18 protein-coding genes are annotated in these 26840 nt (G+C 71.8%); 9 read left to right on the top strand and 9 right to left on the bottom strand.

Going from position 1 to position 26840, the window contains the following annotated elements; genetic code table 11:
• Positions 1-53 precede the first annotated feature (53 nt).
• On the top strand, positions 54-2795 hold the full coding sequence (locus tag E9228_RS05090) for a M60 family metallopeptidase (protein WP_166779530.1): 2742 nt from the start codon (positions 54-56) through the stop codon (positions 2793-2795).
• Between the two features lie 101 nt (positions 2796-2896).
• Here E9228_RS05090 and E9228_RS05085 read toward each other — a convergent pair whose 3' ends face one another.
• Together E9228_RS05085 and valS are read right to left on the bottom strand one after the other, a co-directional pair.
• Positions 2897-3148, bottom strand: coding sequence for a hypothetical protein (locus tag E9228_RS05085; RefSeq protein WP_166779529.1), 252 nt, complete (start codon positions 3146-3148; stop codon positions 2897-2899).
• Between the two features lie 115 nt (positions 3149-3263).
• Complete coding sequence (gene valS, locus E9228_RS05080; protein WP_166779528.1) at positions 3264-5861, bottom strand: valine--tRNA ligase; 2598 nt, start codon at positions 5859-5861, stop codon at positions 3264-3266.
• A gap of 241 nt (positions 5862-6102) precedes the next feature.
• On the opposite strand from valS, the gene proP reads away from it, so the two are divergent.
• Entirely contained in the window at positions 6103-7689 is a 1587-nt protein-coding gene (gene proP, locus E9228_RS05075) for a glycine betaine/L-proline transporter ProP (RefSeq protein ID WP_252727773.1), read from the top strand.
• 196 nt (positions 7690-7885) lie between these two features.
• On the opposite strand, the gene E9228_RS05070 is transcribed toward proP, so the two are convergent.
• From E9228_RS05070 to E9228_RS05055, 4 genes are all read right to left on the bottom strand, one after another.
• On the bottom strand, positions 7886-9496 hold the full coding sequence (locus E9228_RS05070) for an ATP-binding cassette domain-containing protein (RefSeq protein WP_166779527.1): 1611 nt from the start codon (positions 9494-9496) through the stop codon (positions 7886-7888).
• Positions 9493-10416 carry an ABC transporter permease gene (locus E9228_RS05065; protein ID WP_341849776.1) on the bottom strand — a complete coding sequence of 308 codons (924 nt, stop codon included), beginning with the start codon at positions 10414-10416 and terminating at the stop codon, positions 9493-9495. Before E9228_RS05065 ends, E9228_RS05070 begins: the two co-directional genes overlap by 4 nt.
• Entirely contained in the window at positions 10413-11402 is a 990-nt protein-coding gene (locus E9228_RS05060) for an ABC transporter permease (protein ID WP_341849775.1), read from the bottom strand. The genes E9228_RS05065 and E9228_RS05060 overlap by 4 nt, the downstream gene beginning before the upstream one ends.
• A 91-nt stretch (positions 11403-11493) precedes the next feature.
• Positions 11494-13143, bottom strand: a complete 1650-nt coding sequence (locus E9228_RS05055) for an ABC transporter substrate-binding protein (RefSeq protein ID WP_166779526.1) — start codon at positions 13141-13143, stop codon at positions 11494-11496.
• Between the two features lie 32 nt (positions 13144-13175).
• On the opposite strand from E9228_RS05055, the gene E9228_RS05050 reads away from it, so the two are divergent.
• Positions 13176-13775 carry a TetR/AcrR family transcriptional regulator gene (locus E9228_RS05050; protein WP_166779525.1) on the top strand — a complete coding sequence of 200 codons (600 nt, stop codon included), beginning with the start codon at positions 13176-13178 and terminating at the stop codon, positions 13773-13775.
• Positions 13776-13912: 137 nt separating this feature from the next.
• Positions 13913-14599 carry a hypothetical protein gene (locus tag E9228_RS05045; protein ID WP_166779524.1) on the top strand — a complete coding sequence of 229 codons (687 nt, stop codon included), beginning with the start codon at positions 13913-13915 and terminating at the stop codon, positions 14597-14599.
• 57 nt (positions 14600-14656) lie between these two features.
• On the opposite strand, the gene E9228_RS05040 is transcribed toward E9228_RS05045, so the two are convergent.
• Positions 14657-15730 carry a cation diffusion facilitator family transporter gene (locus tag E9228_RS05040; protein ID WP_166779523.1) on the bottom strand — a complete coding sequence of 358 codons (1074 nt, stop codon included), beginning with the start codon at positions 15728-15730 and terminating at the stop codon, positions 14657-14659.
• Between the two features lie 254 nt (positions 15731-15984).
• Here E9228_RS05040 and ileS point away from each other — a divergent pair, with 254 nt between their 5' ends.
• From ileS to ndk, 4 genes are read left to right on the top strand one after another with little or no spacing between them, the layout of a single operon-like run.
• Positions 15985-19284: an isoleucine--tRNA ligase gene (gene ileS, locus E9228_RS05035; protein ID WP_341849774.1), complete on the top strand. Its 3300-nt coding sequence runs from the start codon at positions 15985-15987 to the stop codon at positions 19282-19284.
• Positions 19281-20780, top strand: coding sequence for a bifunctional folylpolyglutamate synthase/dihydrofolate synthase (locus E9228_RS05030; protein WP_208385602.1), 1500 nt, complete (start codon positions 19281-19283; stop codon positions 20778-20780). Before ileS ends, E9228_RS05030 begins: the two co-directional genes overlap by 4 nt.
• Positions 20777-21193: a DUF4233 domain-containing protein gene (locus tag E9228_RS05025; RefSeq protein WP_166779522.1), complete on the top strand. Its 417-nt coding sequence runs from the start codon at positions 20777-20779 to the stop codon at positions 21191-21193. The genes E9228_RS05030 and E9228_RS05025 overlap by 4 nt, the downstream gene beginning before the upstream one ends.
• 35 nt (positions 21194-21228) lie before the next feature.
• Positions 21229-21648 (top strand): nucleoside-diphosphate kinase, encoded by a 420-nt coding sequence (gene ndk / locus E9228_RS05020; protein ID WP_166779521.1) that lies wholly within the window; start codon positions 21229-21231, stop codon positions 21646-21648.
• 100 nt (positions 21649-21748) lie between these two features.
• On the opposite strand, the gene E9228_RS05015 is transcribed toward ndk, so the two are convergent.
• The gene (locus E9228_RS05015) at positions 21749-22615 is read right to left on the bottom strand and encodes a DsbA family protein (RefSeq protein ID WP_166779520.1); all 867 of its coding nucleotides are present in this window, start codon (positions 22613-22615) and stop codon (positions 21749-21751) included.
• Between the two features lie 118 nt (positions 22616-22733).
• Positions 22734-23339, bottom strand: coding sequence for a vitamin K epoxide reductase family protein (locus E9228_RS05010; protein ID WP_166779519.1), 606 nt, complete (start codon positions 23337-23339; stop codon positions 22734-22736).
• A gap of 329 nt (positions 23340-23668) precedes the next feature.
• On the opposite strand from E9228_RS05010, the gene E9228_RS05005 reads away from it, so the two are divergent.
• Entirely contained in the window at positions 23669-26812 is a 3144-nt protein-coding gene (locus E9228_RS05005) for an Rne/Rng family ribonuclease (RefSeq protein ID WP_166779518.1), read from the top strand.
• The last annotated feature ends 28 nt before the right edge of the window (positions 26813-26840 follow it).

Raw genomic sequence — 26840 nt, 5'->3', positions numbered from 1 at the left:
GCCGACGGTCGCCCGGACCATGGGATGACCGTCCCCGACCCCGAGGAGTCCCGATGCAGTCCCGCCCACACCGTCGACACCGCGCTGCCGCGCTGCCCGCGCTGGCCACCGTCCTCGCCGGTTCCGTCCTCCTGGCCGACCCCGCTGCCGCCGCTGCCGCCGCTGCGACCCGCGCCGTGCCCGCCGCCGAGGCGGGCAGCGTCTCCGCCGCGCTCGAGGTGTCCAGCTCGACGCCCTGGTACACCTCCGGGCAGTTCGTCGTCCGCAACACCGGCGACACCGCGGCCGGGTGGCAGCTCCGCTTCCGGGTGAGCGGCGGCACGTTCGAGAACTGGGCGTCCTGGACCGCCGACACGGCGCAGGACGGGGACCTCGTCACGATCACCGCGAAGCCGGGTCAGGAGCTCGCCCCCGGCGCTACCGCCAACCTGTCCTTCGGCATGAACGGCGACGGCACGGCCGTCCCGTCGCTGACCGCCTGCTCGATCGACGGGCTCGAGGTCGCCGGGTGCACGCCGGACGAGGAACTCGAGCCGGAGCCGGAGCCGGATCCCGAGCCGGATCCTGACCCCGGCGTCCCGGACGAGGACACGGTCGCTCCCGGTACCGTCCCGGGCTTCGGAGGCGAGGCCGTCGACGCGCACGCCGTCCGCCTGCACTGGGACGCCGCCACCGACGACCGTGGCGTCGACAGCTACGTGGTCACCCGCGACGGCGCGGCTCCGGTCCGCGTCGGCGGTGACGTCCGGGAGGCCCGCATCGCCGACCTGCCCGCCGGCACCTCCCACACGTTCACCGTCACCGCGGTCGACGCCGTCGGCAACGTCGGCCCCGGCGCCACCACGACCGTCGCGACGCCGTCGGTCCCCGCGCCGCCGCAGCACCTCGTCGTCGAGGCCGACCACTCCGTCGTCCCCGTTCGGGCACTGGGCGACGCGGAGGCCGCCCGTCGGGCCGAGGGACGGCGCTTCCGGCACGCCGCCCACGAGCCCACCGGACGGTACGTGAACGCCGGCGAGACGATCACGGTGACCGTGCCGGACGGTGTCTCGGGGCTCGTCGCCCGCTTCGGCCTGTACGGGGTGTACGCCGGCATCAACGGCGGGCAGGACGTCGGGACGCGAGAGGTCGCGCTGCAGCCGGGCAAGCACACCCTGCAGGTGCCCCTCAGCGGTCCGGTGCAGGTGCGCGACACCGGTGCCGAGGGAGCCCGGACCACGACGGTGCGGATCGACGGCGGCGACGCCATGGCGACCTTCGTCGAGGGCGAGACCACCGAGTCGCAGTTCGCCGAGCGGATGGCCGCGACCCGGGCGCCGATCGTCGAGCTCGTCGGCGAGAACGTGCTCGTGCAGGTCCAGCGTCCGGTCGCGCAGCGCTGGCTGCTCAACGCAGGCATCGCCGTCGGCCCGCGCATCCGCATGATGGAGCGCTTCGTGACGAAGACCGACCGCGTGTTCGGCCTCGACCGTGCTGCGACGGGCGCCGCGCACCGGGCCGACCAGCGCGTGCTCGTCGTCAACCCGGACTCGGGTGGCGGGTACGCCAGTGCGACCAACGACCGCATCACGTTCCAGAACGCGACCGGTGCGATGCAGGACCTGCTGTCGAAGCGCCCCGCCGACCAGTGGGGGTTCTGGCACGAGGTCGGCCACACCTACCAGCCGGACTGGATGAACTGGGCGGGGCTCGGCGAGGTGTCGGTCAACGTGTTCTCGCTCGCCAACCAAGAGCACCTGACCCCGGGCGAGAACCGGCTGGACGACGCCGCGACCCGCGCGAAGGTCGCCGCGTACTTCGCGAAGCCGCAGGCCGATCGGAACCACGACCACCTGGACCTGTGGGCCCGGCTCCTCATGTTCGACCAGCTCCGCCGGGCCTACGGCGACGACGTCTACGCCCGCATGGCGCAGCAGTTCCGCGTGGACCGGGCGCTCGGCGGCAGCGTCCCGGCGAGCAGCGACACCGCAGCCCGGAAGCAGCAGTTCGCCCTGGTCGCCGCACAGGTCACCGACCGCGACCTGTCCGGCTTCTTCGACGCGTGGGGGCTCGGCCTGACCGACGAGACCCGCGCGGCGATGGCCGACCGACCCGACCCCGCGTTCGACCTGACCACCAACCACGACCGCCGCACCGACCGCACCGACCGCACCGTCTCGTACTCGGTGCCGTCGGGCACCCTCTCGGTGAGCGGGACGGCGACGTACGGACAGCGCACGGCCGGGGGCAGCCTCACCGTGGACGTCCGGCCCGACGCCGGGGTCACCCGCGGTCGGATGGTGCTGCAGACGAGTGCGCTCGGCACGGCCACGGGCTCGGTGCTGGCGGAACTCCGCACGTCCGACGGCACGCCCGACGTCCTCCGCGCCGACGTCGACGTGCGTCGCGGCACCATGGTGCAGTACCGCGGCCTCGGCGACGCGGTGGTCGCGGAACTCGTCCTCGACCCCGGCTCCGGCTCGCTGTGGGTCCGCAAGGCGGACGCCGTCCCGACCGCGCACCCGAACTTCTCGTCGCGCTACGCCGGCGCCCGCGTCGTCGCGGCGGACGGCACCCCGGTCGCCGACGGGTGGATGCGTGGGGTGGAGACCGCCGGGGCCTTCGCCGCACGCTTCGGCGAGGTCGAGGTCTCCGACGGGCAGTACCTGGTGCTCGACCACCTGGAGCCGAAGAACCGTCTGCTCCGATGGAGTGCCGGGACCGAGCTGGCGAAGGACACCGCCCAGCAGCAGGCCTTCCGGATCGAGGACGGAGCCCTCGTGCCGGTCCCGCTCTCGTCGGTGCCGCACTCCTGAGGCCGGGCGCGCGGTCTGCGCACCGTGCGGACGCCCGTGCCGGTCCCCACGGCCGCACCGACGACCACACCGGGCCCCTCGACGGGCCCGGTGTCGTCGTCTCAGTCCTCCGACCCCGCGTCGTCCGGGTCGGTCACCTGCGCGTGCCCGAGCGGGTCCAGGTGGATCGACGTCCCGTCGTCCAGCTCGACCATCGGCTTGCCCTCCAGGAACGTCAGTGTCCACCGCCAGGTCGACGCGTCGACCGACTCCGCAGCGAGCTCGTCCTCGACCCCGCGCACGGCGACGACCATCGTCTCGGGCAGTCGCGCGGGCGGTTCCGCGCCGACGTTCCATCGCGTACCCAGCTGCATCCGTGCCTCCAGTCCGTGTCGGCGGAGCCGTGTCCACGGCGGAGTCCGCCGGGACGACGGACGCCCCGCCCGTGTCTCCACGGTAACGGGGCGTCCGGTGTCCGGTGCGTCGGGATCAGGCGGAGGGCTGCTCCGCCAGCTCGATCTCGACGACGGCGAACTCGTCACCGTCGACGAAGGCGAGGTCCTGGATCCGGCCGACGGCCGCCAGATCGACGGCCGCGCGCTCGACGAGCTCACGGACGGCAGCGGGTGCCTGCACGACGGCCCGGGTCACGGGCGTCTTCTGGGACGCCTTCGCCGCGGTCTTCGCCCCGCGGATCCCGATCAGCGCCTGGCCGACGGCGGCGAGCAGCCCGGTCTCGGCCTGGTCGACCGGCAGGTCGGCACGGACCGGCCAGGAGGCGCGGTGCACGCTGGTGTCGTGGGTCCAGGCCCACACTTCCTCGGTCGCGTACGGGAGGAACGGTGCCAGCAGACGGAGCAGGACGTCGATCGCGCCGCGGAGCGCGAGGACCGCGCTCGCCTGGGTCTCGTGGCCGGCATCCGGGGCCGTGCCGTACGCACGCTCCTTGACGAGCTCGAGGTAGTCGTCGCAGAAGGTCCAGAAGAACCGCTCGGTGATCTCGAGCGCCCGGGCGTGGTCGTACGCGTCGAACGCGGCCGTGGCCTGGTCGACGACGGTGCCGAGGGCGGCGAGCATGTCGATGTCCAGCGCCTCGGTGACCTGGTGGGCGCCCGTGGGCAGCTCGAAGCCGTAGACGAACTTCGCCGCGTTGAGGACCTTGATCGCCAGACGGCGGCCGACCTTGATCTGCTTCGGGTTCTGCGGGTCGAAGGCCGCGTCGGTGCCGAGCTTCGACGAGGCGGCCCAGTAGCGGACCGCGTCGGCGCCGTGCGCCTCGAGGACGGACAGCGGCGTGACGACGTTGCCCTTCGACTTCGACATCTTCTTGCGGTCGGGGTCGACGATGAAGCCGGAGATGGACGCGTTCTTCCACGGGACCACGTCGGCCTCGAGCTGGCTGCGGAGGACGGTCGTGAACAGCCAGGTGCGGATGATGTCCTGCGCCTGCGGGCGGACGTCGTACGGGTACACCAGGTCGTAGAGCGCCGGGTCGGTCTCCCACTTGCCGGCGAGCTGCGGGGTCAGGGACGAGGTCGCCCAGGTGTCCATCACGTCGAGCTCGCCCTGGAACCCACCGGCGACACCGCGCTGGGACTCGTCGTACCCGGGGGCCGGGTCGGACGACGGGTCGACGGGCAGCTGCGCCTCGGTCGGGACGATCGGCTGGTCGAACACCGGGTTGCCGTCCGCGTCGAGGGGGTACCAGACGGGGATCGGCACGCCGAAGAAGCGCTGGCGCGAGATGAGCCAGTCGCCGGACAGGCCACCGACCCAGTTCTCGTAGCGGACCTTCATGAAGTCGGGGTGGAACGCGATCTGGTCGCCGCGCTCGAGCAGCGTCTGCTTGAGCTGCTCGTCACGGGCGCCGTTGACGATGTACCACTGGCGGGTGGAGACGATCTCGAGCGGCTTGTCGCCCTTCTCGAAGAACTTCACCGGGTGGTTGATCGTCTTCACGTCACCGACCAGCTCGCCGGACTCGGTGAGGGCGTCGACGACGACCTTCTTGGCCGAGAACACGGTCTTGCCAGCCATCTCGGCGTAGAGCGCACGGCCCTCGGCGGACTCGATCCACGCCGGCTCCTCGGAACGGATGCGGCCGTCGAAGCCGATCACGGAGCGGTTCGGCAGCTGCAGCTCGCGCCACCAGACGACGTCGGTGGTGTCACCGAACGTGCAGATCATCGCGATGCCGGCGCCCTTGTCCTTCTGCGCCAGGTGGTGCGCGAGCACCGGGACCTCGACGTCGAACAGAGGGGAGCGGACGGTGGTGCCGAAGAGGTCCTGGAAGCGCTCGTCGTCCGGGTGCGCGACGAGGGCGACACACGCCGGCAGGAGTTCCGGGCGGGTGGTCTGGATGACGACGTCACCGCTGCCGTCGCTCTTGTGGAAGGCGAGGCCGTGGTAGGCGCCGGGCATCTCCTTGTCCTCGAGCTCGGCCTGCGCGACGGCGGTGCGGAACGTCACGTCCCAGAGCGTCGGGGCGTCGGCCTGGTAAGCCTCGCCCCGTTCGAGGTTGCGGAGGAAGGCGCGCTGGGCGCTGGCCCGGGAGGTCGCGTCGATCGTGCGGTACGACTGCGTCCAGTCGACGGAGAGACCGAGGGTGCGGAAGAGCTCCTCGAACTGCTGCTCGTCCTGCACGGTCAGCTCGTCGCACAGCTCGATGAAGTTGCGGCGCGAGATCGGCAGCTGGTCGGCCGCCTTGCTCGACTTGCCGTCCCCGCCGGCGAACGGCGGCGTGAACTCCGGGTCGTAGGGGAGCGACGGGTCGCAGCGGACGCCGTAGTAGTTCTGCACGCGACGCTCGGTGGGAAGACCGTTGTCGTCCCAGCCCATCGGGTAGAAGACGTGCTTGCCGCGCATCCGCTCGAACCGCGCCTTGAGGTCGGTGTGCGTGTACGAGAACACGTGGCCGATGTGCAGCGAGCCGGAGGCGGTCGGCGGCGGGGTGTCGATCGAGTAGACGGCGGACCGGTCACCCGCGGCGTCGCGGTCGAACCGGTAGGTGCCGTCCTGCTCCCACTGCGGCCCCCAGACCTGCTCGAGTCCGTCCACCGATGGCTTGTCGGGCATGGGCTTGGTCATGGCTGCGCCTTCCGTTCGTATGTGCGGCACCGAGTCCGTGATGAGGTGCCTGAGTGTCCCCGCGTGGTGCGGGTGCGATCCTCAGCGTACCGGTGGGACCGGGGCGCTCCACCCCACCTGCTAGGCTTCCGGGGTTTGTCCGGCGAGCGCGGTTCGCAGGACGCCAGTGTCGCTGTCTCGCCGGATGCCCGGCCGTCTCGCCGGGAGCCCGAAGGACGCCACAGCACACCGGAGGAACACCTTGCCAGCCAACGACACACCCAAGCAGCAGCACGGGGACCGCCCGCTGCGGACGAAGGGCGCCGTGAAGCGTGCTCGACGGAAGCTGACCGAGGACGACGTCACCGTCGTCGAGGAGTCGATGCTCAAGCGTGCCGTCGCCGCGGCGGCCCTCGGCAACGCGATGGAGTGGTTCGACTTCGGCATCTTCGCCTACCTGACGGTGACGATCTCGCAGGTGTTCCTGCCGCAGGGCGACCCGGCGTCGAACATCGTCGCGACCTTCGGGTTCTTCGCGGCCGCGTTCATCGTCCGCCCGATCGGTGGTGCCGTCTTCGGCCCGATCGGCGACAAGATCGGCCGGCAGAAGGTCCTCGCGCTGACGATGATCCTGATGGCCGCCGGCACGCTGATGATCGGCCTGATCCCGTCGTACGACACGATCGGCGTCTGGGCACCGATCCTGCTGCTCGTGGCCCGCTTCGTGCAGGGCTTCTCGACCGGTGGTGAGTACGGCGGTGCCGCGACGTTCATCGCCGAGTACTCGCCCGACAAGCGCCGCGGGTTCATGGGCTCGTGGCTCGAGTTCGGCACCCTCGCCGGCTACGTGCTCGGTGCCTCGATCGTCACCGGCCTGCAGTTCGGCCTGTCCGAGGACGCCCTGCTCAGCTGGGGCTGGCGCATCCCGTTCATCATCGCCGGGCCGCTCGGCCTGATCGGTCTGTACCTGCGCCTCAAGCTCGAGGAGACCCCGGCCTTCCAGAAGCAGCAGGAGCAGGCCGCCGAGCGCGAGTCGCAGAAGACGCCGTTCCTCAAGCTGTTCGCCGAGAACTGGCGCGCGCTCATCATCTGCATCGGGCTGGTCCTGGTCTTCAACGTGACCGACTACATGCTGCTGTCGTACATGCCGACCTACCTCGAGCAGAACCTCGGCCAGAACGCCACGTTCGGGCTCATCCTGATCGTCGTCGTGATGCTGCTGATGATGGTCGTGATCACCTTCGGCGGCCGGCTGTCGGACCGCTTCGGTCGTCGTCCGGTCCTCGCCGCCGGCTGCATCGGCTTCATCGTGCTGTCCTGGCCGGCGCTCAAGCTCGTCCAGACCGGCACGGGCGTCGGGGTCTTCTCCGGCCTGCTCATCCTCGGCGTGGTCCTGGTGACCTTCACGTCGACGATGCCGTCCACGCTGCCGGCGCTCTTCCCGACGATCATCCGCTACGGCGCCCTGGCCATCGCGTTCAACGTGTCGGTGTCGCTGTTCGGTGGGACCACCCCGCTCGCGACCGCCGCGCTCATCAACTGGGCGAAGGACGGCGGCTACGGCTGGGCCGAGGACATCCCCGCTTTCTACCTCATGCTGGCGGCCGTCATCGGGCTCGTCGCGGTGTACTTCACGAAGGAGACGGCCGCGACGCCGCTGATGGGCTCCGGCCCGACGGTCGGGTCCGAGGACGAGGTCGCCGGGGTCATCGACGACTACAACGACCCGACCTCGGAGCTGGCGCAGTCGGACTGGGCCAAGGAGTTCTCGACCAGCCAGATCCCGATCGTGACCGCCGACGGCCCGGTCGGCGACGGCGCGCACGACAGGGCGCCCGCCGGTTCCTGACCCGGACCGCACCACACTGCCTGGAGGCCCGACCCGCGTCACGCGGGTCGGGCCTCCCGTCACGTGGGTGGCCGGGTCCGGCGGCGCGGCCGCCGCCCGCCGCCCGCCGCCCGCGCCGAGCCTCGCTTGGGCGGACAGGTTGCGCGGTCGGCACGGCGGAACATGTCCGCCAGGCCGAGGCTCGGCGGCGCCGCCGTCAGGCCGCCGGGCCGGCGGCCAGCCGCTCGGCGGCACGCACGAGCCGCTGCGTCACCGGGTGCTCGGGGCGGCCGAAGACCGCCTCGGCCGGACCGTGCTCCACGACCGAGCCCCGGTCGACGACCAGGACCTCGTCGGCCAGTCGCCGGACGGCCCGCAGGTCGTGCGACACGAAGACCATCGCCACGCCGGTGTCGTCGCGGAGCCGTTCGAGCAGGCCGAGCACCGCGTCCTGCACGGTGGCGTCGAGGGCGGTGACCGGCTCGTCGAGCACCAGGACCTCCGGCTCGGTGGACAGCGCCCGGGCGATCGCGAGCCGCTGCCGCTGCCCGCCGGACAGGGTCCGCGGCGACCGGGTCCGCACGGCCGGGTCCAGGTCGACCTGTCGCAGTGCGGCGTCGACGCGGTCACCCAGCGCACCGATCGCCCGCCGTGCGCGTCCGCCGCTCAGAGCGTCGGCGAGGACACGGTCGACGTCCCACCGTTCGTCGAACGTCGCGCCGGGGTCCTGCACGACGGCGGCGATCCGGTGTCGGCGTGCACGACGGTCGCGCTCGGGGAGCGGTGCCCACGCCTCGCCGTCGAGCGTGACCGTGCCGGCGTCGGGCGTCTCGAGCCCGAGGAGCATCCGCGCCACCGTCGTCTTGCCGGAGCCCGAGGCCCCGACCACACCGAGGACCCGGCCGGGCGCGACCTGCAGTGCGACGTCGGTGACCGCGGCGACACCCGGGTAGGACCGCTCGAGTCCCGTCGCGGCGAGCACCGGCAGCGCCGACCGGTCGGCCGCGGGCGACGCGGACGGCGGACGCGCGGCACCGGCAGCCCGCGTCGACCGGGCCGCGCGCACCAGGGCCTGCGTGGCGGGGTGGACCGGGGCCTCCAGGACGGAGGCCGTCGGACCCACTTCGACGATCCGGCCGGCGTCCATCACGGCGACCCGGTCCGCCCACCCCGCGACGAGCCCCAGGTCGTGCGTGACGACGAGCAGGCCGGTGCCGCGCTGCTGGGCGGCACGCAGCTGCTCCATCACGCGGAGGGCGATGCCGGCGTCGAGGGCCGTGGTCGGTTCGTCCGCCACGAGCAGCCCGGGGCGGCCGATCGTGGCGGCGGCGATGAGCGCGCGCTGCCGCATCCCGCCCGACAGGGTGCCCGCGGTCCGGCCGTCGGTGGCGAGTGCGGGGTCGAGCCCGACGGCCTCCAGTTCGGCGCGCACGGCCTCGACGCGGTCGCGCGCCGACAGGTCGGTGTGCAGGCGGAGGGCGTCGGCGACCTCACGGCCGACCGGACGGAGCGGGTCCAGGGCGCCCAGGGCCTCCTGGCCGACGTACCCGACGTGCCGTCCGCGGACCCCGCGCCACCGCCGTTCCGACAGGCCGCGGACGTCGTGGTCGCCGACGGCGAGCCGCTCGGCCGTCACCACCGCACCGGTGGCGGAGAGGCCGAGCGCCGCCCGGACCGTGACGGACTTGCCCGAGCCGGACGCGCCCACCAGCGCCACGCACTCGCCCGGGGCGACGTGGAGCGCGACGTCGGTGACGAGGGGAACGCCGTCGATCGAGACGGAGAGGCCGGCGACCTCGAGGGCGAGGGGGCTGCCGTGGCCGCTCACCGCGCGGCTCCGGCACGTCGGAGGGCCCGGCCGAGCACCGTCACCGCGGTCGCGAGCACCACGATCGCCAGGCCCGGGAACGTGCTCATCCACGGCGCGGTCGCCAGGTAGGTGCGGCCGTCGGCGAGCATCGCGCCCCACTCCGGTGCCGGCGGCGGTGTCCCGACGCCGAGGTAGCTCAGCGCCGACGCCCACACCACGGCCTGACCGATGCCGAGCGTGCCGACGGCGACGACCGGCCAGAGCGCCGCCGGCAGCACGTGCCGGACGACGACGGTGGCGGGGGAGCGGCCGAGCAGGACCGCGGTCTCGACGACCTGCGACGACCGCGCGGTCCGGACCAGTCCGCGGACGATCCGGGCGTACCCGGGGGCCGTGGCGAACCCGACCGCGAGCATCGCGGGGACCGGTCCGGGCCCGGTGACCGCGATGACGACGAGCGCGACGAGGAGTAGCGGCAGCGCGAAGGCGACCTCGGTGACCCGACCCACGACGGCGTCGACGACCCGCCCACCGAGTCCGGCGAGCACCCCGAGGACGACACCGGAGCCGCCGCCGACGAGGGTGGCGACGACGCCGACCAGCAACGACGCGCGCGTCCCGGCCACCACGCGCGCCAGGACGTCACGCCCGGACTCGTCGGTGCCGAACGGGTGGCCCGCGCCGGGTGGCAGCAGTGCCTGGGACGGGTGCACCGCGAGCGGGTCGGCGCCACCGAGCAGCGCCGGCCACAGTGCCGCCACCACGGCGACCGCCACCACCACGGCTGCGACGGTCCCTGCCGGGCCGAGCGTCCCCCCACGGAACCGCTCGGTCCGGCGTCCGGCGCGGACGCCGGGGTCTCGAGACGACGCGCTGCCGGGCACGCCGTCGGTGCTGTCGCGTCCGGACGCCAGACCGGGGTCGACGATCCCGCTCACCGCGCCACCGCCTCGTCCGACGTCGTCCCCGCGGTGGCCCGGCCTGCGCGGCGCGCCCGGTCGCCGGCACGGGGTCCGCGATCGGCGCCGCGCGGGTCGACCGCCCGCTCGACGAGGTCCGCCACGGCGAGCACCACCACGTACGCCGCCGCCGACACGAGGGCGATCCCGGCGACGAGGGGCATGTCCCGCTGCGTCACGGCGGTCACGAGCGCACGTCCGATGCCGGGCAGCGCGAACACCGACTCGACGACCACCGCGCCGGACACCAGCGACCCGAAGGCCCAGGCGGACAGGGCGATGCCGGGCAGGGCCGCGTGCCGGAGCAGGTGCCGACCGAACAGCCCCGCGCGGGACTCACCCCGACCCCGGGCCGCGAGCGCGAACGCCGACCGTTGCGCATCCACCACGCCGTCGCGGATCGTCTCGGCCAGGTACCCGGCGACCGGCACCGCCACGACGAGCACCGGCAGGACCCAGCCGCGGACGGTCCCGTCGCTGACCGCGGGCACCCAACCGAGGCTGCTGGCGAAGACGACGATGAGCACGCTGCCGAGCCAGAAGTGCGGCATCACGCTGGCGGTCACCGACAGCCCGGTGGTGAGCAGCGCCGCGATCCGGCCGCGCTGCGTCGACCACCACGCGGCGCCGACCGCGAGCAGCCAGGCGACGACGAGTCCCGCGACCGCGAGCGTCAGCGTGACCGGCAGCTCCTGCGCCAGCAGCGTCGACACCGGCGTGCGGAACGCGTACGAGTCGCCGAGCTGCCCGCTCGCCAGGCGTCCGAGGAACACCGCGTACTGCACGAGCACCGGTCGGTCCAGGCCGTACTCGTGGCGGACTTGCGTCACCGCCTCGGCCGAGGCCTGCGACCCCGGACCGCCGAGGATCGCGAGAGCCGGGTCTCCCGGGATCAGACGGATCGCGACGAACACGATCGTCGCGACCGCCCACAGGACCCCGACACCGCCGAGGAGCCGGCGCACCGCCCAACTCGCCCACCCGACGGTGGGAGAGCTGCGGGGCGGACGGGAGCTGGGCCTCCCGGCCGTCAGCGGACTGCGTGCCACCGGTCGGTCAGCGGGCGAGCCAAGCGGTCCCGAACCACGGCGTCGAGACCGACGTGGTCGAGATGCCGTGCACGGCCGAGCGGTACAGGAAGTGGTTCTGCTGGTCGTAGAGCGGCAGGACGGTCCGGCTCTCGAGGATCGTCTTCTGTGCCTGTTCGACGAGGTCGGCGCGCTCGGACGAGTCCGCGGTCTGCGCCGCTCGCTCGAGCAGCCGGTCGAGCACCGGGTCGTCGAGCTGGGCGAGGTTCGCGAAGTACCCGGACGGCGCCGGCGTGATCGACGCGGAGTCGTAGAGGATGCGGAGGACGTCCGGGCCGACCTTCGTGTACGGCGCGCTCACGACGTCGTACTGGTTCTTCGCCAGGGCGGCGTACCAGCTGGACAGGTCGAGTTCTTCGAGCTTCACCGAGATGCCGACCTTCGCCTCGGAGGCCTGGATCTGCTGGAACAGGCTGCGTTCGGCGGGCACCGACTGGTTCGTCGAGACCGGGAACGTGACGGTGAGCGGCTTGCCGTCCTTCTCGCGGACGCCGTCGCTGTTCGGCTTCCAGCCGGCGGCGTCGAGCAGGCGCTTCGCCTCGGACGGGTCGTAGGCGAAGAGCGCCTGGTCCGAGTACGACGTCGGCTCGACGCTCGACAGCACCGAGTACGAGCGCTTCGCGGTGCCGAGGAAGAGCGACTCGAGGCCGGGGTCGATCTCGGCCGCGGCGATGAAGGCCTTGCGGACGGACTCGTCCTGGAACACCCCGTGACCGGAGTTCAGCTCGAGCCTGTTCGATGCACCGGGGCGGGGCGCGTCGAGGTCACGGATGGCGGCCTTCGACGATGCGGCCTTGAGCTGGTCGGGCTGGGCGTTGTCGATGACGTCGACCTGCCCGGACTGCAGCGCCGCGTAGCGGGAGGTCGAGTCCGGCAGGAAGCGCCAGGTCAGCCCGTCGAGCCGGGGCTTCGTGGTCGAGCCGCCGAGCGGTGTGTAGTCGGCGTTCTTCGTCAGGGTGACGCGGTCGCCGTGCTTCCAGTCGGTGACCCGGAACGGGCCGGTGCCGACGGGGGACTCGCAGTTCGTGGCCTGCTTGCGCTGCAGGGCCTTCGGCGACTCCATGCCGACCCAGGGCTGCGAGAACGACTCGAGCAGTGCGGCGTCCGGGCGGCTCAGCGACAGGGTGACCGTCTGGTCGTCGGTGGCCGTGGCCTTCGTGATCGACTGCAGCGCGAGGTACCCGGTGCTCGACGCGGTCGCCGGGTCCTGCACGTGCTCGATGTTCGCGACGACGGCGGCGGCGTCGAACGGGGTGCCGTCGGTGAACGTCACGTCGTCGCGGAGCGTGAAGGTGAGCGTCTTGCCGTCGTTGCTCGTGGCCCACTTCGTGGCGAGCTCCGGCGTCGGCTTGCCGTCGTCGAGACCGACCAGCTCTTCGATGTACTGCGTCGACAGGAGCGCCTGCGGGTAGTTGCCGCCGACGTGGGGGTCGAGGCAGGTCGGCTCGGCGTCACCGGACGCGTAGGTCAGCGTGCCGCCGCGCACCGGGGTGCTGCTGTCACCGGGGGCGCCACCGCCGGAGCAGGCGGTGACGGCCAGGAGGATCGTGGCCGCGCTGGCGACGCCGGTCACGATGCGCCGCAGCGCCGGGCTTTTCTGTACTGGGTCCAAGATCATGGCTCGACGAGTCTAGCGGTTTACTGGAGGGCATGGACGAACCCACCCGACGAGGCGGTCGACCGCGACGATCCAGCGCAGAGGTGCTCGCGGACGCCGCCGCCGAGCTCTTCCTCGAGCAGGGGTACACGAAGACCACCGTGGACCACATCGCCGCCCGCGCAGGGGTCAGTCGGGCCACCTTCTTCAACTACTTCGCCGCGAAGTCCGACGTGATGTGGCTCGACCTCGACGCGGCCGTCGCGGACCTGCCGCAGCACCTGGCGACCTCCACCGAGAAGAGCGCCGTCCGCGCGGTCGAGGACGCCCTGCTCGCCGCCGCCCGTGCCCACGACCCGGAGCGAGTGCCGTGGGCCATCGCGCAGGCCGAGGTGATGGACGTCGGCGCCGAGCTCGTCGCGAGCGTGGCCACCCGGGTCACCGCCCAGCACCAGGCGGTCGCGTCGTTCGTGGCCGCGCGGACCGGCGAGCACCCGGGGTCGCTCTGGCCGCAGACGGTCGCCGGGGCGATGCTCGGCGCGGCCGCGGCTGCGTTCGGGGTGTGGGTGACGGACGGGGTCGGTCGCCGACCGCTCGTCGAGTACGTGGGCGCGGCCCTCACCCCGGTGGTCGCGGGTCTCGACGCCCGCTAGCCCCCGAGACACTGCATCCGTGGGCCCGGGGCGCTGCCCCCTGAGCCCGGGGATGCTGCACGCGGTGCCGGGCCGCGCCGCTGGTAGGTTCTGTAGGCGTCGTCCGAGGGGGACGGCCGTCGACTCCAGGGGGAACCGTGTCCGAGACACCCGAACAGCAGCAGCAGCCGTCGTCGTCCGGAGCGGGCGGTCCGGAGCCGGAACGCCACGACGAGGATGCGGCCGCGGCTCCCCGCGAGGCGGCGGAGCCGCAGTACCCGGCGGCGGCACCGGAGGACCCGGCAGCGGCACCGCAGTACTCCGCCGCCCCGCAGTACCCGGCGGCCCCGCAGGGCCAGCAGCCCTGGCAGGGCCCGGGCGCTCCGATGGCCCAGCCCGGCGGAGCCGCCGCGTACGGCACGCGCCCGCAGCCGTCCCGTGGCCGCCGGGTCCTGGTGGTCGTCGCCGGTGTCCTGGCGTTCCTCGTCGCCGCTGCGCTGGTCCGCTGGGGGCTGTCGTCGTTCGGTGGCCCGTCCAAGCAGGACCTCGTCGACCAGGGCGTCGCGAAGATCACCGAGCAGACGACGTTCCCGAAGCAGGTCGACGAGATCACGACGTGGACCGGGGTCGACGCCGAGGACGAGGCGATCCACTACCGGTACAGCGTCGCCGCCGACCCGACCCAGATCTCTGAGCGGGCGATCCGCAGTTCGGTGCTGTCGAACCTCTGCTCCACGACGGCCACCCGCGACATCCTCGAGGAGGACATCGCGATGCGGTACTCGTACGTCTTCCCGGGCTCCGACAAGACCGTCGACCTCGAGTTCACCGACGCCGACTGCTGACACCGACCGCTCGCCCCGACGCCCGAGGCCACGGGCGGGTCAGGCGGGTCAGGCGGCTCAGGCGCGGAGCGTCCCGGCACCGCCGGCGGCGACGTCCTCGACCGTCCCGTCCTTGACCACCTCGGGGATCTCCTCCCCGGTCGGTCGCAGCACGGCCGCGCCCGGCACGGACAACGTCAGCACGGCCTCCTCGACGTACTGGCTGGCCTCGAGCGACTCCTCGATCTTCCGGAGCCGGGCCGCCACGTGCTCCTCGGTGTCGTTGCCGACCAGGTCGACGGCCGCGACCATGTAGACCCGTGACGGCCCGACGAACTCCAGGTGCAGGTAGCTGACGCTCTCGACCTGGTCTCGGGCGAGCAGCTCGACGAGCACGGCGTTCTCGAGCTCCGGCGAGGTGCTCTCGCCGAGGAGGAACCGGCGGTTGCGGTCGATGAGGACGACCGCGACGACACCGAGCAGCAGGCCGACCGCGATCGACCCGATGGCGTCGAACACGGCCAGGCCGGTGACCTGGTGCAGGAAGACGCCGAGGAACGCGATGACCAGGCCGACGAGCGCGGCGGCGTCCTCGGCGAAGACGGCCCGGAGCGTCGGGTTCGAGGACTGCAGGACGTGCCGGAGCACCGGGACCCGGCGCTTCGTCGCGGCACCGTGCGCCTGGCGGAAGGCCTGCAGGAAGCTGGTGCCCTCGAGCAGGAACGACACCCCCAGCACGATGTAGTTGAGCATGACGTCCTCGGCCGGTCCGGTGTCCCCGAGCTCGGTGATGCCGTGGTAGATCGACACGATCGCGCCCGCGGTGAAGAGCCCGAACGCGGCGAACATCGACCAGATGTAGGTCTCGCGGCCGTAGCCGAGCGGGTGCCGGGCGTCGCGCTTCCGGGCACCCCGGCGTTCGGCGATGAGCAGGAAGACCTCGTTGCCGGTGTCCGCCCACGAGTGCGCGGCTTCGGCGACCATCGAGGCGGAACCGGTGAGCATCGCGGCGACGGACTTCGCGATCGCGACGAGCAGGTTCGCGCCGAACGCGATGAGGACCGTGAGCAGGGACTCCGGCTTCTGTTGCGAGCTGGAGGACGAGGCGTCCGGAGTGGTCTCCGGAGCCTCGGATGACGTCGACGAGGGCATCGCTCCAGCATGCTCCCGTCCGGTAGACTCGGACACAACAGGCGTCGATCCGGCCATCACCGGGGAGTCATCCGGAAGAACGCGGCACCCGACGGGGGCCGTCAGTAGAACCGGACGGGTTCGGGACCGTCATCACCCCGACACAGAGTGGTCACGAGCAGGCGGTCGCGCCGGTCCGAGGCAAGCGAGGTGGTACCGCGGAGCGCAGGCTCCGTCCTCGTGGTCCAGTTCCACCGACCTCCAGGAGCCATCCGGTGCGTTACCCCCTGAACCGCGATCCCGAGAACGACGCCTCGTCGAACGGCGCGGACGGTGTCTCCCCGTCCCCGTCCTTCCCCGCGGTCGAGGACGGCATCCTCGCCTTCTGGAAGGGCGACGACACGTTCCGGGCCTCCATCGCGCAGCGCCAGGGTGCGGACGAGTGGACGTTCTACGACGGCCCGCCCTTCGCCAACGGCCTGCCGCACTACGGCCACCTGCTGACCGGCTACGCCAAGGACGTCTTCCCGCGCTACCAGACCATGCGCGGCAAGCAGGTGCACCGCCGGTTCGGCTGGGACACCCACGGTCTGCCCGCCGAGCTCGAGGCGATGCGCCAGCTCGGCATCACCGAGAAGCACGAGATCGACGCCATGGGCATCGACGTCTTCAACGCGGCCGCGAAGAAGTCCGTCCTGCAGTACACCGACGAGTGGCAGCAGTACGTCACCCGTCAGGCGCGCTGGGTCGACTTCGAGGACGACTACAAGACCCTCGACGTCACCTACATGGAGAGCGTGCTCTGGGCGTGGAAGAGCCTGTGGGACAAGGGCCTGGCGTACGAGGGCTTCCGCGTCCTGCCGTACTGCTGGAACGACCAGACGCCGCTGTCCAACCACGAGCTGCGCATGGACGACGACGTCTACAAGATGCGTCAGGACCAGTCCGTCACCGTCGCGTTCCCGCTGACGGGCGCCCGTGCGGACGAGCTCGGCCTGGCCGGCGTGCGCGCCCTCGCCTGGACGACGACGCCGTGGACGCTGCCGACGAACGCCGCGCTCGCGGTCGGTCCGGAGATCGCGTACGCGGTCGTGCCGGCCGGGCCGGGAGGCGCGGCTGACGGTGGCAGCGCCGGTTCCGACTCGACGGCGCCCACCACGTACCTGCTCGCCGCCGACACGGTGGCCGCGCACGCGAAGGACCTCGGGTACGAGTCCGCCGAGGCCGCGACGGAGGCCGTCTCGCGCACGATCGCGGGCCGTGACCTCGACGGCGTCACCTACGAGCGTCTGTTCGACTTCCTCGCGGAGACCGAGGGCATGGAGAACGGCTGGCGGATCCTGGTCGCCGAGTACGTGGAGACCGGTGAGGGCACCGGCATCGTCCACCAGGCCCCGGCCTACGGTGCCGACGACCAAGAGGTGTGTGCGGCGGCCGGCATCCCCGTGGTGCTCTCGCTCGACGACGGCGGCGTCTTCACGTCCCAGTTCGGCGAGGTCGCCGGCATGCTCTGGTCGGATGCGAACAAGCCGCTGACGAAGGCCGTGCGTGACGCCGGACGACTGCTCCGCCAGGCGTCCTACGAGCACAGCTACCCGCACTGCTGGCGCTGCCGCAAGCCCCTGATCTACAAGGCCGTCTCGTCGTGGTTCGTCCGCGTGACCGAGCTGCGCGACCGCATGGGCGAGCTCAACCAGGACATCACCTGGGTGCCGGACAACGTCAAGGACGGGCAGTTCGGCAAGTGGGTCGGCAACGCCATCGACTGGTCGGTGTCCCGCAACCGGTACTTCGGCACGCCGATCCCGGTCTGGCAGTCCGACGACCCCGAGTACCCGCGCACCGACGTGTACGGATCCCTCGCGGACATCGAGCGCGACTTCGGTCGTCTGCCGTTGAACGCGGAGGGCAAGGTCGACCTGCACCGGCCGTTCATCGACGACCTGACGCGTCCGAACCCCGACGACCCCACCGGCAACTCGACCATGCGCCGGATCACCGACGTGTTCGACGTCTGGTTCGACTCCGGCTCGATGCCGTACGCCCAGGTGCACTACCCGTTCGAGAACCGGGAGTGGTTCGACAGCCACAGCCCGGCCGACTTCATCGTCGAGTACATCGGGCAGACGCGCGGCTGGTTCTACGTCATGCACGTGCTCTCCACGGCGCTGTTCGACCGGCCGGCGTTCACGAACGTCATCAGCCACGGCATCGTGCTGGGCTCCGACGGCCAGAAGATGTCGAAGTCGCTCCGCAACTACCCGGACGTCTCCGAGGTCTTCGACCGCGACGGTGCCGACGCCATGCGCTGGTTCCTCATGTCGTCGTCGGTGATCCGCGGCGGCAACCTCGTCGTCACCGAAGAGGGCATCCGCCAGGGCGTGCGCGAGTTCCTGCTGCCGCTGTGGTCGACGTACTACTTCTTCACCCTCTACGCGAACGCCTCGGGCAGCGAGGGGTACCAGGCCCAGCGTCGGACCGACTCGACGGACGTGCTCGACCGGTACCTGCTCGCGAAGACCCGGGTGCTCGTCGCGGACGTCACGACGCACCTCGACGCGCTCGACACCCCGCTGGCTGCCCAGGCGATCCGCGACTTCGCCGACGTGCTCACCAACTGGTACGTCCGACGCTCGCGTGACAAGTTCTGGGCCGGTGCACCGTCCTCGCCGGAGGCCCGTGCCGCGTTCGACACGCTGTTCACGGTCCTCGAGACGCTCGCCCGGGTTTCGGCGCCGCTGGCTCCGCTCGTCACCGAGGAGGTCTGGAAGGGCCTGACCGGTGACCGCAGCGTGCACCTGACCGACTGGCCGGACGCTGCCGAGTTCCCCGCGGACGACGCCCTCGTCGACGCGATGGACCGGGTGCGCGACGTCGCCTCGAAGGGGCTCGCGCTCCGCAAGTCGACGGGCAAGCGGGTCCGTCTGCCGCTGGCGACGCTGACGCTCGTCGTGCCGGACCCCGCCGCGGTCGAACCGTTCGCGGACATCCTCCGCGACGAGCTCAACGTCAAGCGCGTCGTGCTCGAGGAGCAGGCCGAGGAGTCGCTGGCGCAGTACGGCATCGAGCGGAAGCTCACCGTCAACGCCCGCGCCGCCGGACCGCGCATCGGCAAGGCCGTGCAGCAGGTGATCCCGGCCGCCAAGAAGGGCGACTGGGTGGCCACCGACACCGGCGTGACCGTCGGCGGCATCGACCTGGTCGAGGGCGAGTACACGCTCGACCTCACCGTGGCGGACGCCGCGACGGCCGTGGCGTTCCTCGACGGCGGCGGCTTCGTCGTCCTCGACACCGTCACCACGCCGGAGCTCGAGGCCGAGGGCCTGGCCCGTGACGTCGTCCGCGCCGTGCAGCAGGCCCGCCGTGACGCCGGACTGGACGTCGGCGACCGGATCGCCCTGACGCTCCGGGTGTCGACCGCCGCCGCGGACGCGGTGCGGGCGCACGACCGGCTGATCGCCGGCGAGACCCTGGCGACGTCGATCGACGTCGTCGCGACCGACTTCGCCGCGGACGACACCCCGACCGAGGTCGGCGACGACGCGAAGGTGTCCGTGGAGGTGGCACGCGCATGAGCGAGCGCAACGAGTACGACGCACACGACGACGACACGGACGACATGGCCCCCGACGACGTCGCACCCGACGGCGTCGAGATCCCCGTCGGTCCCGCGGGCGACACCGCGCCCGGTGACGCCCTGCCGTTCGGGGGTGACGACGACGAGGTCAAGCGCGTCGAGGCCGCCCTGTACGCCCGGGTCGGCGAGCAGTCGCCCGAGCACCGCTTGACCGCGACACGTCGCGCCGTCGAGCTCCTGGGCGACCCGCACCTGGCCTACCCGGTGATCCACATCACGGGGACGAACGGCAAGACGTCCACGGCCCGGATGACCGAGAGCATCGTCCGCGCCCACGGCCTGCGCACCGGCCTGATGACCAGCCCGCACCTGGTGTCGATCCGGGAGCGCATCGTCATCGACGGCGAGCCCATCGAGTCGAGCCGCTTCGTCGAGAACTGGGACGACATCACCCCGATCCTCGAGATCACCGACGCCGAGCTCACCGCGAAGGGCGAGCTGCCGCTGACGTTCTTCGAGGCCCTGACCGTCCTGGCTCTGGCGTGCTTCGCCGAGGCGCCCGTCGACGTCGCCGTGATCGAGGTCGGCATGGGCGGCGAGTGGGACTCCACCAACGTCGTGCAGAGCCAGGTGCAGGTCTTCACCCCGATCGCCATCGACCACGCGAAGCAGCTCGGCAACACCGTCGCCGAGATCGCGCGGACGAAGTCGGGCATCGTGAAGCCGTCCTCGTCCGTGGTCACGGCGGCCCAGGTCCCCGAGGCCCTCGCCGAACTCGAGCGGGCGGCCGAGCTCACCGAGTCGACCCTCGCGGTCGAGGGCGGGCCGAGCTCGCAGGGATTCCGGGTCACCAGCGACACCCCGGCCGTCGGCGGACAGCTCGTCAGCGTGCAGGGCATCGCCGGCACCTACGACGACCTGTTCGTGCCGCTCTTCGGCGCCCACCAGGCCCACAACGCCGCCGTCGCGATCGCTGCCGTCGAGTCGTTCCTCGGTCGGGGCAGCCAGGCGCTCGACGAGGACGTCCTCAGCGAGGGGCTCGCGAACGCGACGAGCCCGGGTCGGCTGCAGCCGATCGCGACCGGGCCGACCGTCGTGGTCGACGCGGCGCACAACCCGCACGGTGCGAAGGCCCTCGCCGATGCGCTGCCGGTGGCGTTCCCGTCCGGGCACGTCGTCGGCGTCGTCGGGATCCTCCGCGACAAGGACGCCCGCGGGTTCGTCCGCGCCCTGAAGGACACCGTCGCCACGTTCGTCGTGACGCAGCCGCCGGGGGAGCGGGCACTCGACGCCGACGAGTTCGCCCGGGTCGTCGTCGACGAGGTCGGCAACGACCGGGTGGTCGTCGAGCCGTCGCTCGTCGGGGCCCTGCAGGAGGCGCGTGACCTGGCCGACGACGCCGACGCCGAGGACGCGATGGTCCTGGTCGCCGGCTCGATCGTCATGGTCGGCGCCGTGATGGACCTGGTGCACCGCGAAGGCGGGACGAAGTGACGGACGCAGGACGGGCCTCCCGGCCGCCGCGCGCCCCCCGGATGCGCCGTCCACGTCGCGACCGCGGGGCCCGCGAGAGCCTGCTGTCGATCACCCTCGTGCTCGAGGCGATCATGTTCTTCTTCCCGATGCTCGTCGTCTACGGCAAGCACACCCTGCCGGCCGGCCTGGCGTTCGGCGGTGGCATCGCGGCGATCATCGTCCTGGCCCTGGCGTCCCGCCTGACCGGTTCCCGTGCCGGTGTATGGTTCGGGTGGCTGCTGCAGGCGGCCATCCTCGCCACCGGGTTCATCGAGCCCTTCATGGTCGCGGTGGGCGTGGTGTTCCTGGCACTGTGGGTGTTCTGCTTCGCCAAGGGCGGTCAGCTCGACCGCCAGAACGCCGCCCGCCGAGCCGCACTCGGCGAGGACTGACCCACCACCACCGAAGAACCGCAGGGAGTCCCGCTGTGTCCGAACTCGAAGAGACCCTCGTCCTCGTCAAGCCCGACGGCGTCGCCCGCCAGCTCACCGGTGAGATCCTCCGCCGGATCGAGGCCAAGGGCTACGAGATCGTCGACCTGAAGATGCTGACCGCGCCGCGCGACCTGCTCGACAGCCACTACGAAGAGCACCAGGGCAAGCCGTTCTTCGAGCCGCTCGTCGAGTTCATGCAGTCCGGTCCGGTCGTCGCCGTGCGCGTCGCGGGCAACGGCGTGATCGCCGGCTTCCGTTCGCTCGCCGGCACCACCGACCCGACCTCGGCCGCGCCGGGCACCATCCGTGGCGACCTGGGTCGTGACTGGGGCCTCAAGGTCCAGCAGAACCTGGTCCACGGGTCGGACTCGTCCGAGTCCGCGGCCCGCGAGCTCGGGCTCTGGTTCGCCTGAGCCGAGCACGGCGCGACGCGCCGCTCTGATCGCGCAACATCGCGCAACGAGGAAGGCCCCCGCACTCTGCAGCGCGGGGGCCTTCCTCGTTGGTCGGTGGCTACTTGCCGGAGCCGCCGTTCTGCTCCACGAAGGACGCGAAGGCCTGGGCGTCGGACCACGCGTTGGTGCCGGTGCCGTTGTACTGCTTGCCGTTGACGATGACCGTCGGCGTGCCGGTCAGCTTCGGCAGGTCGGAGTTGGCGAGCGGCTCGGTCAGGACGCGGTTCGTGGCGTCACCGACCCATCCGGCGAACTGCTGATCGGTGATGCAGGACTGCACCTTCGCGTTCGTCGCGCCGGCCTTCTTCGCGATGTCGGCGAGCTTGTCGTTCGACAGGCCGCGGGTGTTCTCCGACGGCTGGTTCTCGTAGAAGGCGCTGTTGACGTCGAGGAAGGCGTCGGGGTCGTAGTTCGCGACACAGGCGGCCGCGGCTGCGGAGCGGGTCGAGTACTTCGAGCCGAGCGACGAGCGGTCCAGCAGGTTGAACGGGTGCACCTCGAGGGTGGCGGTGCCGTCCTGGACCCACTGCTTGATCTGGGACATGTTGCCCGTCTCGAACTGGTTGCAGATCGGGCACATGTAGTCCTCGTACACGGTGATGTTCGCGACCGAGTCGTCCTGCTTCGTCGCCGTCGGCTTGCCGCCCTCGGGGATCGCCTTCGTCTCGACGGGGACGATCTTGCCGCTCTGCCCGGTCAGCAGGATGCCGTCGCTCGCCATGTTCTTCGGTCCGGGCCCGACGGGCTGGATCGAGTTCGCGACCACGAGCACGACGATCGCGACGACCGCGAGGGACGCCACGATGATGCCGCTGATGAGGAACGTCTTGTTCCGTCGTCGGCGGGCCTGCTCCTTCTGGCGGGCCGCACGGGCACGCTCGCGCGCGGCGTTGCGGCGCGCCTTCTTGCTCTCGTTGTCGCTCATCGGGATCGAGCGTAACGGCTCCGACCGTCGGCACCGGGTCGCTGCGCTGGGAAGACCCCAGGAATCAGGTGACACGTCACCGCGCGGGGCCCCCTCGGCTCGCGGAGCGGCGACGCGACTAGAGCGTGGTGAGGACCGTCGGGAACTCGACGAGGATCACCACGGCGATGAACAGGTAGTTCGCCAGCGGGAAGGCCCAGCAGAACGGCAGCAGTGCTCGTCCGATGCGGCGGCCCCGAGCGCCGAACGGCAGGTTGCCCTTCGCCAGGTTCCAGATCGTGAACAGCCAGAAGAGCGGGATGGTCATCGCCCACACGAGCATGCACCAGGGGCAGAGGTACCCGATGGACCAGACGGTCTGCGTGAAGAGCCAGGTGACGAAGACCCAGGCCAGGAGGAGCCCGGAGTTGAAGAGCGTCCAGAACCACGTCGTGCCGCGGAACCCCGCGAGCAGCACGACCCCGACGGCGATGGGTGCGACGAACCCCATGAGTCCGAGCAGCGGGTTCGGGAAGCCGAACAGGTGCCCCTGCGCGCTGGCCATCACGTTCGAGCAGTTGACGAAGGGACTGACGTCGCAGGTCAGCACGGCCTTCGGGTTCTCGTACTTCTCGAACTCGTCGAGCACCAGGCGGAAGGCCGCGTAGAGCCCGACGACACCCGTCACGAGGAGCAGGATCGCGACGGCGACGGGACGGCGGGGAGCAACAGGCGTCGAACTCACGGCGTCATCTTCGCACGGGCCTCCCGGCGTTCTCCGTGACCGCGTGCGATGATGGGTTCGTCACCCGGCCGATCCGGGTGACGACGAGAACTTGCCGGGCCACCGCCCGGACGTGATGGTGCTGTGACAGAGCACCGTGACCGGCACGATGCGTCACCTCCGACGCCGAGCCGCCGTGAGCCGGGTGCCCACGACGACCGGGCTCGGACGAGACGCCGGATCGGTCACTGACAGCAGCGAGCGCGGGGGCGGAGTCGCCGCCCGCACCGATACGAGAGAGTTCCCGCCACCCTCGCGGGTGAGTGCGGGGTCGAGGAGTGCACCAGTCCATGGTGGAGCAGAACGAGAACCAGAACCAGAACACCGACGACGCGCCGAAGCGCCGGACCCGCCTGTTCGGCGGCCGTCGCGCACGGTCCGGCGGCCTGGAGGCCCGTGATCCGTCCGACACGTCGACCGACGCCGTCGAGACGGTCGGGTCCGACGAGGTCGACGAGGCCCCTGCCTCCGCGCAGACCACTGAGGCGGTCGGCGTCACTGAGGCGGTCGACGTCGCCGAGGCGCTCGACGCCTCCGACGGCGCTGACGTGACGGACACCGCGGACGTGACCGACACGGCCGAGGCCGACGTCGAGACGACGCCGACCGAGCCGGCACAGGCCGGGACGACGCCGGTCGACACCGCGCCGGTCGACACGACCTCGGGCGCGGGCACCACGCCGGAGGACGTCAGCACGTCGACCGGTGACGCCCCGGTCGTCGACCAGGACGCGGACCAGGGCGAGGCGGCTCCCGCCGACGCCGCGGACTCGGCCCCGACGACCAGCGGAACCGACGATGCGGACGCGGGCCGGGCCTCCCGTCCGGAGGAGCCGACGGCACCGGCACCCGCCGAGCCGTTCGTCCCGAAGGCGACCAGCACGCTCAGCCTGATCTTCCACGCCCCGGTGCTGCCGGAACTGCCTGCTCGCTCCGAGCGCGACCACGACCGTGACCGCGGCGACCGGTACGAGCGGACCGAGCGGAGCGAGCGGTCCGGACGTGGCTCCCGTTCCGGCCGGGGCGACCGCTACGACCGTGCGGACCGGTACGACCGCGACGACCACGACGACCGTCCGGAGCGCGACGAGCGCACCGACCGGGTCGAACGTGCCGACCGCTGGGACGACGAGGACCGCGACGAGCAGGGCGGCACCCGCCGTCGTACCCGCCGTCGGGGGAGCAGCAGCGACCGCGAGCAGGCCGAGCCGCGCCGTCGCGAGCCCGAGCTCATCACCGAGCCGCAGCGCATCAAGGGTTCCACGCGTCTCGAGGCGAAGAAGCAGCGCCGTCGTGACGGCCGTGACGCCGGACGTCGCCGCCAGGTGGTGACCGAGGACGAGTTCCTCGCCCGCCGCGAGAGCGTCGACCGTCAGATGATCGTGCGGTCGAGCTCCTCGACCATCGAGATCGGCGTGCTCGAGGACGGCGTCCTCGCCGAGCACTACGTCACGAAGTCGCAGAACGTCTCCCTGATCGGCAACGTCTACCTCGGCAAGGTGCAGAACGTGCTGCCGTCGATGGAGGCCGCCTTCGTCGACATCGGGCGCGGCCGCAACGCCGTCCTGTACGCCGGCGAGGTCGACTGGAACTCCGTCGACACCAGCCACGGCCGTCGCATCGAGGCCGCCCTCAAGCCGGGTGACAAGGTCCTCGTGCAGGTCACGAAGGACCCGGTCGGCCACAAGGGTGCCCGTCTGACCAGCCAGGTGTCCCTGCCGGGGCGCTACCTGGTCTACGTGCCGAACGGCTCGATGAACGGGATCTCCCGCAAGCTGCCGGACACCGAGCGTGCCCGCCTCAAGAAGATCCTCAAGGAGGTCCTCCCCGAGCACGCCGGCGTCATCGTGCGCACCGCGGCCGAGGGGGCCACCGAGGACCAGCTGACGCGCGACGTGCAGCGCCTCACCAGCCAGTGGGAGGCCATCGAGAAGAAGGTGCAGAGCGGCCAGGCGCCGGTCATGCTGCACTCGGAGCCCGACCTGCTCGTCAAGATCGTCCGTGACGTCTTCAACGAGGACTTCACCAAGCTCATCATCGACGGCGAGTCCGCCCGCGAGACGATCGACGAGTACCTGTCGGCCGTCGCGCCGGACCTCAAGGACCGGGTCGAGCTCTACCAGGGCCCGGACTCGTTCGAGGAGCACCGGATCAACGAGCAGATCGAGAAGGCGCTCGACCGCAAGGTCTGGCTGCCCTCGGGCGGCTCGCTCGTGATCGACCGCACCGAGGCCATGACGGTCGTGGACGTGAACACCGGCAAGTTCGTCGGCTCCGGGGGCAACCTCGAGGAGACGGTCACGAAGAACAACCTCGAGGCCGCCGAGGAGCTCGTCCGCCAGCTGCGCCTCCGTGACATCGGCGGCATCATCGTCGTCGACTTCATCGACATGGTGCTCGAGGAGAACCGGGACCTCGTGCTCCGGCGCCTCATGGAGTGCCTGAGCCGCGACCGCACCAAGCACCAGGTGGCCGAGGTCACCTCGCTCGGTCTCGTGCAGATGACCCGCAAGAAGATCGGCGTGGGCCTCCGCGAGTCGCTCGACGAGGTCAACGCGAAGGTCAACGACAACAACGCGGACCCGGGTCCGACGAAGGGCCGTCGCAAGCCCCGCAACGGCAACGGCAACGGTGGGAGCACGAACGGCACCGCCGCCGCGGCCGAGCCGAAGTCGTCGCAGGCGCACCAGATCACGGACGACGTGAAGCACGCGCTGTCCCGGATCGCCGCGTCGACGATCCCGCACGAGGAGTCCGACGTGCCGCTCACCGGCATCGCCGGTGCCGCCTCGCCGGTGTCGCCGGTCACGGCGGCCTCGCCGACGTCGCCGGTCGCTCCGGCAGCCGAGGCACCGGCCGAGTCGACCGGTGGTTCGAAGCGCCGTCGTCGTCGCGGCAGCCGTGCCGGCGACGCGCAGCAGGTGCCGACCGACGCCCAGCAGGCGACGCCCGACGCGCACCAGGGGTCGACCGACGCGCACCAGGGGTCGACCGACGCCGGGCACGCGCCGATCGCGACGCCTGCTCCGGAGGTCGTGCTCCCGGTGACGTCCGGTGTCCACACGCGGTCCACGGCGACGCAGACCGCGGCGGCGCAGCAGTCCGCTGCTGCCGAGCAGCCGGCAGCCACCGAGACCGCTCCGAAGGAACGCCCCGCCGGTCGTCGTCGCGTCAGCTCGTCCGCCCCGGTCACGCCTGCCGACACCACGGTGGCCATCCTCGACATCCCGGTCGGGGTCGCCAAGCGCGAACCCCGTCGGGTGAGCGAGGAGGCGGCGGAGTCACTCCTCGACTCGGTCCTGCAGGCGCTCCCGGAGCCGAAGCAGCCCGGGCAGGGTCGCGCGCGTTCGCGTCGTGTGTCCTCGGGCAGCATCAGCGCCCCGGCGAACCCGACGGCCACCGAGGGCGACGGCACCGTCATCCTCGGGCAGTGATGTGACGGACGAGCACCGTCCGACCGGT

The organism is Curtobacterium salicis, from assembly GCF_011759505.1.
Classification (GTDB): domain Bacteria; phylum Actinomycetota; class Actinomycetes; order Actinomycetales; family Microbacteriaceae; genus Curtobacterium; species Curtobacterium salicis.
Note: the sequence above shows the minus strand (reverse complement) of the source record. Positions and strands in the feature narration are given on the sequence as shown.